The following is a 10,926-nucleotide window of genomic DNA, read 5'->3' as shown; positions in this document are numbered from 1 at the left end:
GCCGGATGTGGAGGTGGTGCCTGGATGGCGAAGTTCCTGCTCACGTCGACCTACACGGTCGAGGGGCTCCACGGGCTGAGGCAGGACGGCGGGACGAGACGCGCCGAGGTGGTCGGAGCGTTGATCGAGAATGCCGGCGGCCGGATGGAGGCGCTGTACTTCGGGTTCGGCCAGTACGACACGTACGTGGTGTGCGACCTTCCGGACCTTCGGACCGCCGCCGCCCTGGCCGTCACCATCCGGGCGTCCGGCGGCCTGGACACCCGGATCAGCCCGCTGCTGGCCCCCGAGGAAGTGGACGAGGCGCTCGGGATGCAGGTGGCGTACCAGCCGCCGGGAGCCTGACCCGTCGACCCGCTCGCCGCCGGGGTCGACGTATCGCCGAGGGTGTCACGGGGCCGGCCGGTGTGCCGAGTCATCACAGTCTCCTGATGACGGGGCGGGCATGACCCCCGTTCGGTCATGCCCGCCCCGCCGTCATCGTCGATCCCGATCGGGGCCGGTGCGCCGGCCGTCAACCGTGCCGGAAACCGCGCATTAGTCAGCCGACGCGCTGGCGGGGGCGGGTCAGGGCGAAGCCGACCACGCCCGCGACGGCGGCCAGGACGCCACCCGCGATGGTCCAGTACCAGCGGGACGACAGGCTCGGCCACCGGACCCGGTCGAACCAGCCGTCCTCCTCGTCACCGACGGCCGCCGGGTCCGGAGTGCCGGCGGTCGGATCCTCGGCGAGCACCTTGCCCGGGTTCACCGCCGGGACTAGGGGCTTCTTCAGGTCCCCGCCCTCCGGCTTGGTGTCGCCGTCGGACTCCACGCCGACCAGCAGGCTCACCTCGATCGGCAGGCCCAGCTCCTGCTCCGGCAACTCGGTGCCGGACAGCCGGACGTAGTAGGTGCCCGGCAACGGGTCACCCGACCACGGCTCGGCCCACGAGCGCACCTGGCGCAGCTCGCAGTCGAGTTCGACGGTGGCGGCGCTCTTCGACGCCACCGGAGTCTGCGCCCCCGCCACACACGCCTGCCGGCGGCGCAGCCCGTCGAAGACCTCGACGGTCCAGGTGGAGTCGCCCTTCCGGCTCGCCGCGGCGGGCAGCGACACGGTGGCCGCCACGTGGTGGGTGTCCCCCGCCGCAGCCGTGAACGACCAGTACAGGTAGTCGCCAACGGAGGCGCCGACCCGGACCGGCTGGCCGGGGCTGATCCCGGCGGCGGTGAGGAACGAGGTGCCGGCCTTGTTGATGGTGGCGGCTCCCGGCGACGGGGTGGGCGTGTCCGCGCCGGCGGCGGCCGGCAGCGCGACGGCGATGCCGGTGGCGGCAAGCAGCACCGCCGCCCGCCGGGCCGAGATAAGGGCCGGAGCCTTCCGCATCGTCATCGGGTCCTCCAGACCGCTACCCACCAACGGGTCAGCCAACCGACGATCAACCCACTGAGCAGACCCGCGAGGATCAGTACGCCCAACAGCACCCAGCCCCGGCCGAGGCCCGGACTGTTCGGGGCGGGCGACGCCTCGACCAGGTCGACGGTCAGTTCGAGCGGCATGCCCGGAGCCTGACCGGCACCCGCCTTGGCGGAGAAGGAGTTGCTGACCACCAGGCACACGACGGTGGGCTCGGGAGCCTTCTCCGTCGAGTCCGCGAAGACGCCGTCCTTGTCGTCGTCCTCCGCCTCATCCTCGTCGTCCGCCACCGCCGACCAGCGCACGCCGGTCGACAGCACGTCGGTACGACCGCTGCCAGCGTCGTTGCCCCGGACCAGTTCCCGCCCGTCGGTGGCGGTGGCCCGCAGCAGCACGCCATAGTCCCGGTTCAACGGCCGGTCCAGGCCGATGCTCACCGAGGCCCGCAGCTCCTGCCCCGGCTGGACCGGGATCCGGTACCACCGGTGCTCCTCGAAGCGCTCCCGGTCGGTGTAGACACCGGGGGTGAGCACGGGCGCCTTGGCGCAGACGTCGGTGCCCGCCACCTTCGCCGGCGTCCTGGTGTGGGTGTCCTTGGCCCGTTCCACGATCTGCTTGATCCGCCGGGTCAGGTCGTCCTTGCTCTGCGCGGAGGTGTACGTCCCGCCGGTCGCCGAGGCGATGCAGACGAGCTGCTTGCGTACCTTCTCGTCCGGGATGAGGCCGAGCGTGTCGACCACCAGGTGGGTGCCCTGGGCGGCCAGTTCCCGGGCCACCTCGCAGGGGTCCGGCGGCGCGCAGGTGTCCTCGCCGTCGGTGATAAGCACGATACGTCGGGTGGTCTCGCCGGTGCCGAGGTCCTTGGCCGCCTCGCGCAGGGCCAACCCGACGGGGGTGAAGCCGGTCGGGCGCAGCGTGGCGATGGCGTTCTTGGCCTTCACCCGGTCGACCGGGCCGACCGGCACGAGCTGCTGCGTGTCCTGGCAGCCGACCTTCTTGTCGTCGCCGCCGTAGGTGGCGCCGAGGACGCGGATGCCGAGATCCGTCCTCTCGGGCAGCGCATCCACGACGTCGTTGAACGCCTCCTGTGCGACCGCGATGCGGGAACGCCCGCCGACGTCCTTGGCGCGCATCGAACCACTGACGTCGAGCACCAGCTCCACTTTGGGCGGCTCGACGGGCGTGGTCTCGTGCTCGTCGGCATAGGCGGGAGGCACGCCCAGTGTCGGGAAGGCCACCAACAGTCCTAAGAGGACCGCTGGGAGCCGTCGTTTGATCATCACGGCGCCGATCCTAGTGATCACCGCGTTCGTGGCCGACCGGGCGGCAGCACCATCGTCCACAAGGGATCGCCCACCCCCTTTAAGCGTCTCGGCCACTACCGGCGACGAGGGAGCGCTTGCGGCAGGCGTCAGTCCTCGCAACTGGCGGCGAAGGTCAGGTGTCGGCGGTCCACGTCGGCGGCAGCCGTCACGATCCTGTCGAGGGCCCCGGCGTTCCGGTTTCCCGACACGGCCAGCACGACGACCTCCCGGTAGTGCAGGACGCCTGCGGTCAACACCGCCGCCTCCTGCCCGTGCCCGGAGGGGACAGCCGCCACGTAGGAGTCAACCTCTCTTCTCAGGTTCTCAAGCTCAGGACCTGTCGGCATCAGCTCGGCAGCCATCACGGACCGGTAGTGGTCCTGCCATTTGTAGTACGCGCGCCGCTCGGAAAGACACCAGTCCTCGGACCGGGTCGTCCCGGTGGTGCCCGCGCCCTTGACGGAAGACTGCACGGTGCTGCCGGTGTTCGAGGCGATACCGGGGCTGCCGTCGCTCCCGTCGACAGAATCCATGAACTTGCCGACGAGACACAACAGCGCCAGGCAGAACATGCCCACCCCCAGCTTCGAGGGCGAGCCGGAAGCGGATCGGCCCTCCGGAGATCGGCCTACCGGCACCCAGCCTCCCGGCGATCGGCCAGCCGGCCGTGGCGCCCGCCCCCTCGACGTCCGCAGGTGATCCCTGCGGTAGTGCCTCTGCACCCAGCGGCCGTTGCGGAAATGACCCGCGACCTGATGTCCCCGCACGCGATGGCGTCGCACCCACTACCTCCTGCCGGTAGGACATCGCGAGAGTGGGAAGCGGCGATGCCCGGCGGCGGATCTCGTCCACCGTACGGTACGCACCGCTGGTCCTCCCGGTGTGTCGGCCGGACCCTACCTGGCCGCCGATCGGCGACCGTCGCCTGCCACGTCCCGCCTGGTCGTGTGGGGGCGACGGGGGCGGGCCGACGACATCGACTGAGCCTGACCGCCACGGCTTCGGCGCTTCTCTGCCCACCATCTCGACCGCCTCCCGCGGGGCGGCGCCGGACACGTCCTTCCGACAACCGCTCCCGTCGCGGTCAGGCGGCGAAGCCGCGCCAGCCCTGGGACGCCTCACCCGGTAGCGGGAGGTCCTCGACGTGCTGCCACTCCAGTTCGTCGTTCTGCCGCAGCGCCGCCTCGCCCCAGGAGACGCGGAGCAGCCCGGCGTCCGAGTTGCAGGCATAGCCGACCAGCAGCACCTTCGGCTCGACGGAAAGCCGCTCGGCTGCTTCCCGCAACTCCGACCGGTCGCGGGATTCCTGGTCGCTGAGCGGCATGAGCGGCAGGGTGTCCTGCTGGTAGCGCGGCTTCGGGCCGTACAGGGCGAGCAGGTCGCGGGCGAAGCGACTGAAGGTGCGCCCCGGTCGGACCCGTGCGATCTCGAGGTCGGTCCTGGTGGAGTAGTGCCAGGGCAGCAGGAAGTGCCCCGCGCAGACGGTGATCCTGAACTGGGCACCGGGTGGTCGCAGGTCCGTCACGTCGGGCAGTTCCCGTAGGTGCTGGTGCAGTTCCTCGTACTGCACCAGCCAGCGTACGGATCCGAAGGCATGATCACTGGTCATCTCGGACGCCTCCCGGGCGTCCATGGCGCGCTCGATCGCCCGCTTGAGGGCCGCCGGAACGCGCTTGCGTAGCGTCACCGCCTGGGTGAACCCGAACTTCTCGATCGACCACCGCGACGGCCCGTCCGCAACACTCACATCGATCACCCCTCGTGTCCTGCCGCACACGCTCCGACATAGACGGTCTCACGGGGGTCTATGTCGAACCAGGGGTCTCACGCCATCCCGGCCACCTGCTCGCGATGGGCGCGCAGCGCGGCGGCATCCGGACGGTCCGCCGCACGGATCGGCAGGCGCAGCTCCTCGCCGTGCCAGCTGGCGTAGTGCGCGGCCTCCGCCTTGACCCGTACGCGGAGCTGCTCGTCGACCCAGATCAGGCCCCGGTCGAAGAGGTTGTGCACGTCGGCCCGGAGCAGCAGACCGTTGGTCACCCTGTTCGTGGCGGGCCCGTCGTACGGCGAGATGTGGGCGGCCTGGAGGGCTGCCTCGGTGTCGCAGCCGGTGATCGCGCAGCGCCCCCCGTACGCCTCGACGAGCCTGCGCCGGAAGTCGCCCTGCCCCTGGCGGGCGGTGACCTGCGTGAGCCGCCGGCGGCGCCCCTCCGGCAGGGCGTCGGGCTCCGGCGCCCTGCTCGCCTCCAGCGCGTCGACGAGTCGGTCACGCTCGGCCGCGCTCATCCCCCGCACGCCACGAGCCGAACCCGCTGGCAGTACGGGCACGTCCCCCTCGCTGTCGAGGAGATGCCGGGTCAGTTCGGCGTCCCACCGGACCGCCACCCGCCACTCCAGCCCGCTCTCGGTAGCCCGCCGGTACGGGTCGTCCCAGGCGACGCCCGCCGCGACTAGGCGGGCGGGAGGCTCGCTGGCGTACGCCCAGATCCGGTCCCCGGCGGCGATCTGGTGATAGCCGGCGGAGAGCCGCCAGTCGACCACCGCGTCGCTGTGGGAGTACTCCCAGACGTCGTTGTCCTCGCCCGAATAGCCGCCGCCCACGTTCACCGGGAAGATCCAGTCGGTGTGTTCGTGCCGGCCGAGCACCGCATCGGCGAGTTGCTGATCGTGTCCGCGAGCGTGCAGGGTCCGCGACCGGAGCAGCGGTTCGGTCAGGGCGCGGGCGGCCAGGACGACGCACTCGTCCCCGAGCGCCGCGATTAGGTCCTCGACGTCACCGGCGAGGCACTCCTGGTCGGCCCCGGCATCGACGTAGTCCGACGGCCACCTGGTGATGCCGGGATGGGCCGCCCGGAAGGCCGCCGGCGTCCAGTGCCGGTCGAGCACCGACTTACGGACGACAAGGAAACCCTCGGCCCTGGCATCGGCACCCGGCTCGGTCGGCTCGTGCAGCACGAACGTCTCCATGGTCTTCATGGAGACCGCCGACAGTCGGCGCGGGTTCGTCCTGGTGCCGGGCAGGCAGGAGAGCGCCCAGTGCTCCCGCTCGATGGTTGCCGCGTCCGGCACGACCGCGTCGAGATAGGTCCGGTTGGCCATCACCACGGAGTCGAGGTACGGGCCGTCCGCCAGCCGCTCGAAGCGGCCCCTGGCATCTGTGGACGTGACCCGCTGCCCGGGCAGCAGCCGGTTGAACCGTGGAGTGGTCCGGGTGAGCAGGGCCTCCTTGAGCGCCTTCGGGTCACCCGTCTCCCGCCACCTGATCTCACACCGGCCGAGCCAGGCGGCGATCTCGGCGGCGGTGGCCTGGCGGCCGAGTTCCCGGTCGAGCAGCTCGCCGACCTGCTTGTGCAGCACCGACGAGCCCCGGTTGCCTCGCAGGTGGGTCCCAAGTCGCTCCCTGAGGGTGCGTCCCGTCTCGCCCACGTAGACGATGTCGCCATCGAGGAGGACGACGTGTGCCCCCGGCGCGAGTGGCGCCCGGGCGACCGTGTCCCGCGTGAAGGGCTGCGGGTCGGTGAACGCGGCGAGGAGACCGTCGAGAGTGGAGTCAGGCATCCGGGGAGGCTACCGACGCCGACGCCTCCGCTCGGTCCGGGCGCTGCTGAGCCCGAAAAGTGACGGTCAGACCCCGACCGGCAGTGCCGCCCGGATCAGGGAATCGTAGGTCTCGGTGCTCCGCTCCAACTCCACGTCGAGCGAGCGGGCGAACCGGTCGAGGTCACGCTGCACCTCTGCGGCCGGGCGCTGCCCGCCGACCATCGCCTCGATCTCGAAGAAGGCACCCAGACCACGCACCTCGTCGAGGCAGAGCGACATGTGCCCGAGTCGAGCGGTGCGCCGAGTCTTCACGATGCGCACCGTGGGATAGAAGCCCATTGCCAGGATCGCCTCGTGCATCTGGTCCCGGCCGAGCACCTCTGTCTCGTGCTCCTGACAGGCCAGCTCGTTGTCCAGCGGCTTCTTCACGCAGAAGACGTGCCGCCCGTTCTCCGTCCGCAGGCGGGCGAACACCGCGCCCGCCTTGCTCTGGCCGTAGCTCCAGCCGACCGCCGCGTACGCCTGGTCGTCCTGGTGAACCGGCTTCGAGAACGTCGCTCCTCGGGCCCTGAGCGCCTCGGTCAGCACCTCGGGATCCTTGACCCGATACTTGACCTCGATCTCCCGGAGCCCGTCGGTCATCACTTCTCCATGCTGCGGTGGTCGTCGATCGCGTCACTCAACCACGGCACCGGACTGTCCCGGTGACGACACCCTGATACCTGGTCGAGTCGACCGAATCGGGCGTTCCCTGCCCTCAGGCCGTCGCGGCCAGGCGGATACCGTCGGCGGGCACTCCGGCGGCGAGCAGCCGCAGCCGCGCGCCGGCGAGCATCGGGGGCGGGCCGCAGACGTACACGTCGTGGTCGGGGCGAGGGTGGTCGAGGGCGATGGTCAGGGCGTCGCCCCGCTCGGAGGGCTCCGCGCCGGGGTCGTGGCTGAATGCGGGGACGACGGTCAGCCAGTCGTGGGCACTCTGGAGCTTGTCGAGGGCGGGCGCGTCGTACAGGTCCGCGAAGGTGCGCGCGCCGACGACCAGGGTCACCCGCCGGCCGTCGGGTGCGGCGGCGAGCTGCTCGACCAGGGCGCGCAGCGGCGCCAGCCCGGTGCCCCCGGCCACGAGCAGCAGGTCCCGCCGCGCGGACGGGTCCAGGCAGAGGCCGGCGTCGCGCGGCGGGCCGAGCCAGAGCAGCTCGCCGGGGCGTACGTCGTGGACGAGGCGGTGGGCGACGGCCCCGGCGGCGACGGCGCGGAGGTGCAGCTCGACGGTGCCGTCGGGGCGCGGGGCGTTGGCCGGGGAGAGCCAGCGCCAGCGGCCGGGCCGGCGCGGCGTGCAGACTGGGACCGCCTGGCCGGGCCGGAAGGGCAGGCGCTGCCAGGGGCGTACGGTCAGGATCGCGATCGTGTCGCACGGCCGGTCGTGGCCGATCACCTCGGCGGGACACCAGGCCGGCCCGGCGCCGGCGCGGGCGGCGGCACGCCGCACGGCCTCGTCGGCGCGGCGGCCGGCGTGCTCCCAGGCGTCGGCGAGCCGCGGCGTCCACAGTGGGCGGGCGTGCCGGGCGACGGTGGCGAGCAGCGCGTCGCCGATCGTGGCGGCGTGCGGCAGCAGGCCATGCTGGCGGTACGCGCGGCCGAGCACCGCCAGCAGCGCCGCCCGCCCGGCGGGATCGTCGCCGCCGACCGTGAGGCGGCCGAGCCCGGCGAAGAGCAGCGGCGCGTCCCGCTCGGGGAGCAGGCCGGGGCGACGATCCTCCAGCGTGCACCAGAAGTCGTTAGCGCCCCTGTCGAGGCCCTTGTCGACGGCCGCCTCCCAGGCAGCGACGATGCTCACGCGCCCACCTCCCCGGCGAAGGCCCGGCGGGCGCGGGCGATCCGGTCGTCGGGCACGTCGAGCGCCCAGAGCACCCCCGCCAGGTAGTCGACGATGCGCCGGTGCTGCTCCTCCGACAGGCCGAACCCGCGCCACGGGTCCGTCGCCGGCTGGCCCTCGACGGCTGCGGCGAGGCCCGCCGCCAGGTGCGCGCCGAGCCGCTCCAGGTCGACCCCGATGAGGTACGGCGACAGCTCCGCGTCCGCCACCACGAGCCGCAGCCACTGCCCGACCACCTCCTGCGCGGTCACGCCCAGCCGCCCAGCTCGGCTCGGACTTCGGCTTCCTCTGCGGCGTTGGTCAGGACCGGGAAGGCATCCATCAGGATGGTCACGTTCTTTGCCCCTCGCGTTACGGCTGGTGGAGTGGCGCCGGGGCGGGCGGGAGCGGAGCTGTGTCGTTCGGGGACCGACGCAGTTCCGGAGCCAGCACCCGCCCCGGGCCATACGTTGACCTTCGGCTCGGGTCAGGGCTCCCGGTATGCCGCGATGATCGTGATGTCGATGCACGCTCCGCATCCGGTCGACCACTCTCCGCCCGAGGGTTCGGGTCGCTTGTCTCCTGCGCGTTCGGCCCTGTCGAGCTGCCCCGTCCATGAGGGCATGTTCTTTGCCCGGCGAGCGACGAGCGGCGTGGATGACCGCGCGAATATGCGCGCTGCGTATACCGGACCTCCACGGAGTGGCTTCAATGGATAGGCTCGACCAGGCGAGACGGACGGAGCCACCTGCGCATGGCGAGGTTGCCGGTGACACACGCGAACTGCCCCCGGTGCGGCGGACGACTGGCCCGCGACAACGACAGCGGGCGCTGCGCGCCCTGCCAGGCCGCCGAGCGCGACAGGCTGAGCGCGCCGCCGGTGGTGCCGGCGAGCTTCTGGGAGCACGAGCCGGTCCTGCGGGCGCTGGCGGAGCGCCACCTCGGGCGCGTCATCCGGGCGTACCGGTGCCATCCGTACCACGGGCGGGCCTCCTTACCGCAGACCGTGGTGGCGGGATGGCTGGGGATCACCCAGGCACAGCTCAGCCGGGTGGAAAACGGGCCGCCGCTGGTACACCTCGATCGCTTGACGCACTGGGCGCAGTTGCTCCGGGTCCCGCCCCACTTCCTGTGGTTCAGTCTCCCCGCCCGGTTGACCAAGGTGGCGGAGCGCGACCCCGTATCCGTGAAAGAAGCCGGACCGACAGACCCGCCGGCACAGCCTGATGCCTACATCGCGGCATCACCCCAAGGAGGTGGCACTACGGACCGCCGACAGTTCCATGCCCTCGCCGCGCTCGCGGGCATCGCCGCGACCGGCTCCCTCGACTTGCTCGCCGCACCCCACAACGCGGCCCGAAGCATCAGCATGGAGCAAGTCCGCGCCGTCGGATCGCTGGTGGACGAAATTCGCCGCACTGACGCGGCGGTCGGTGCCAACCAGCTCTGCGGCCTCGCTGTCCGGGTGCACGCCCAGTTGTCGGAGTGGGCGGCGAAGGCCACCTACAACCGGGACGTCGGCGAAGCCCTCCAGGCCACCCTCGCCGACCTGGCCATAGAAACAGCCTGGCTCACCATCGACGCGAATCGCCGCCCGGAAGCGAGGGCATACCTCAACGAGGCTATCGCCAGGGCCCGCTTCGCCGACGACCCGCGCATGGAGGTACGCGCATTCGCCTACATCGCGCTACTGACCTGTCGGGACCGTCCCGGTGAAGCGCTGCACGCCGCCGAAGCGGCACTCCGGTCCTCCGCTGGCTGGGGCACCCCGCGGCTGGCAACGCTGCTGCACCTGCGAGCTGCCAGCACGTACGCCACCCTGAACGACATGAGCGGCTTCCACCGTTCGATGTGCAGGGCTCAACGCGAGTTCGAACGCGGTACCAGCGAGGACGACATGTCATTCCTTCACTTCGTCACCGCGCAGGAGGTGAAGGGCATCGAGGGACTCGCCTACGTCGCACTGGGCAGGCCCGAGCGCGCCGCCGACGCCTTCCGAACCATCACGGAGAAACCCTCCCCCGTACTCCTGCGCAACCAGATCTACTACTCGGTTCAGCTCGCCGACGCCGCCTACCGGCAGGGCAACCTCGACGAGGCGGCCTACACGGCGATGGATCTGCTGCCCGAGGTCGGTCAGGTGAGTTCGGGACGGGTGAGTCTTCACCTCGCGCAGCTCCGGGCCAGCCTGGGGCAGCCTCAGCGGGCGACCGCCGCGACGCGGAAGTTCGTTGAGGCGTACGACCAGGCGGTGCACGCATGATCGAGGGCTTGGAGCTGCGACACCACACCGCCGAGCAGGCCGCCGGACTCATCGAGCAGCTCGTCGGGCTCTACCTGATGGTGTACGCGGACGGCGGCGAGTTCCACAGCGAGGACCGGTACCGCCGCCAGCTTGCCGGCCACGTGCAGCGCGACGGCTGGGACATCGTCACCGCCACGATCGATGGCGAGTTGGTGGGATACATCTACGGCTTCCCGCTGCCCGCCGAGACCAGGTGGTGGGGCGGCATCCACGAGCCCATCCCGGCCGGCTTCACCGACGAGGATGGCAAGCGAACCTTCGCCATCAGCGAATTGATGGTGGCCCCCGGCTGGCGCCGCCGAGGGATCGCCAAGTCGCTGCACGACGAGTTGCTCGCGGGACGGGCCGAGGAACGGGCCACTCTCCTGGCTGAGCCGGGCAACGCCCCCGCTCAGGCCGCGTATCGAAGCTGGGGCTGGCGAAAGATCACAACCCTTCGTCCTGGCTGGGAGCAGGCGTCCACATATGACGTCATGGTGAAGTAGATTTCGCCGAACCGTCGGCCTTCCGTTTGGTGCGACGAGGA

11 protein-coding genes are annotated in these 10,926 nt (G+C 71.4%); 3 read left to right on the top strand and 8 right to left on the bottom strand.

Going from position 1 to position 10,926, the window contains the following annotated elements; all coding sequences use genetic code 11:
- Positions 1 to 24 precede the first annotated feature (24 nt).
- Entirely contained in the window at positions 25 to 345 is a 321-nt protein-coding gene (locus ACLQ22_RS02935) for a GYD domain-containing protein (protein WP_425690928.1), read from the top strand.
- Between the two features lie 196 nt (positions 346 to 541).
- Here the strand turns inward: ACLQ22_RS02935 and ACLQ22_RS02930 are convergent, their stop codons facing one another.
- From ACLQ22_RS02930 to ACLQ22_RS02895, 8 genes are all read right to left on the bottom strand, one after another.
- A complete protein-coding gene (locus ACLQ22_RS02930) occupies positions 542 to 1,375 on the bottom strand; it encodes a peptidase (protein ID WP_425690927.1) in 834 nt (277 codons plus the stop codon).
- Positions 1,372 to 2,679: a VWA domain-containing protein gene (locus tag ACLQ22_RS02925; protein WP_425691069.1), complete on the bottom strand. Its 1,308-nt coding sequence runs from the start codon at positions 2,677 to 2,679 to the stop codon at positions 1,372 to 1,374. Before ACLQ22_RS02925 ends, ACLQ22_RS02930 begins: the two co-directional genes overlap by 4 nt.
- A 131-nt stretch (positions 2,680 to 2,810) precedes the next feature.
- Entirely contained in the window at positions 2,811 to 3,281 is a 471-nt protein-coding gene (locus ACLQ22_RS02920) for a hypothetical protein (protein WP_425690926.1), read from the bottom strand.
- Between the two features lie 506 nt (positions 3,282 to 3,787).
- A complete protein-coding gene (locus ACLQ22_RS02915) occupies positions 3,788 to 4,450 on the bottom strand; it encodes a hypothetical protein (protein WP_425690925.1) in 663 nt (220 codons plus the stop codon).
- Positions 4,451 to 4,527: 77 nt separating this feature from the next.
- Positions 4,528 to 6,261 carry an HNH endonuclease gene (locus tag ACLQ22_RS02910; RefSeq protein WP_425690924.1) on the bottom strand — a complete coding sequence of 578 codons (1,734 nt, stop codon included), beginning with the start codon at positions 6,259 to 6,261 and terminating at the stop codon, positions 4,528 to 4,530.
- Between the two features lie 66 nt (positions 6,262 to 6,327).
- Positions 6,328 to 6,885, bottom strand: a complete 558-nt coding sequence (locus ACLQ22_RS02905) for a class IV adenylate cyclase (protein ID WP_425690923.1) — start codon at positions 6,883 to 6,885, stop codon at positions 6,328 to 6,330.
- 115 nt (positions 6,886 to 7,000) lie between these two features.
- Complete coding sequence (locus ACLQ22_RS02900; RefSeq protein ID WP_425690922.1) at positions 7,001 to 8,077, bottom strand: FAD-binding oxidoreductase; 1,077 nt, start codon at positions 8,075 to 8,077, stop codon at positions 7,001 to 7,003.
- Positions 8,074 to 8,367, bottom strand: coding sequence for a hypothetical protein (locus ACLQ22_RS02895; RefSeq protein WP_425690921.1), 294 nt, complete (start codon positions 8,365 to 8,367; stop codon positions 8,074 to 8,076). The genes ACLQ22_RS02900 and ACLQ22_RS02895 overlap by 4 nt, the downstream gene beginning before the upstream one ends.
- A gap of 497 nt (positions 8,368 to 8,864) precedes the next feature.
- Here ACLQ22_RS02895 and ACLQ22_RS02890 point away from each other — a divergent pair, with 497 nt between their 5' ends.
- Positions 8,865 to 10,358, top strand: coding sequence for a hypothetical protein (locus ACLQ22_RS02890; RefSeq protein WP_425690920.1), 1,494 nt, complete (start codon positions 8,865 to 8,867; stop codon positions 10,356 to 10,358).
- On the top strand, positions 10,355 to 10,885 hold the full coding sequence (locus ACLQ22_RS02885) for a GNAT family N-acetyltransferase (protein ID WP_425690919.1): 531 nt from the start codon (positions 10,355 to 10,357) through the stop codon (positions 10,883 to 10,885). Before ACLQ22_RS02890 ends, ACLQ22_RS02885 begins: the two co-directional genes overlap by 4 nt.
- Positions 10,886 to 10,926 lie beyond the last annotated feature (41 nt).

The sequence above is a fragment of the Micromonospora sp. DT178 genome (assembly GCF_049841695.1).
GTDB lineage: Bacteria > Actinomycetota > Actinomycetes > Mycobacteriales > Micromonosporaceae > Micromonospora.
This window is presented reverse-complemented; position numbering and strand designations above follow the sequence as displayed.

Coding starts and splice junctions, on each gene's coding strand:
- ACLQ22_RS02935 (WP_425690928.1), top strand. CDS start 25: ATGGCGAAGTTCCTGCTCACGTCGACCTACACGGTCGAGGGGCTCCAC.
- ACLQ22_RS02930 (WP_425690927.1), bottom strand. CDS start 1,375: ATGACGATGCGGAAGGCTCCGGCCCTTATCTCGGCCCGGCGGGCGGCG.
- ACLQ22_RS02925 (WP_425691069.1), bottom strand. CDS start 2,679: ATGATCAAACGACGGCTCCCAGCGGTCCTCTTAGGACTGTTGGTGGCC.
- ACLQ22_RS02910 (WP_425690924.1), bottom strand. CDS start 6,261: ATGCCTGACTCCACTCTCGACGGTCTCCTCGCCGCGTTCACCGACCCG.
- ACLQ22_RS02905 (WP_425690923.1), bottom strand. CDS start 6,885: ATGACCGACGGGCTCCGGGAGATCGAGGTCAAGTATCGGGTCAAGGAT.
- ACLQ22_RS02885 (WP_425690919.1), top strand. CDS start 10,355: ATGATCGAGGGCTTGGAGCTGCGACACCACACCGCCGAGCAGGCCGCC.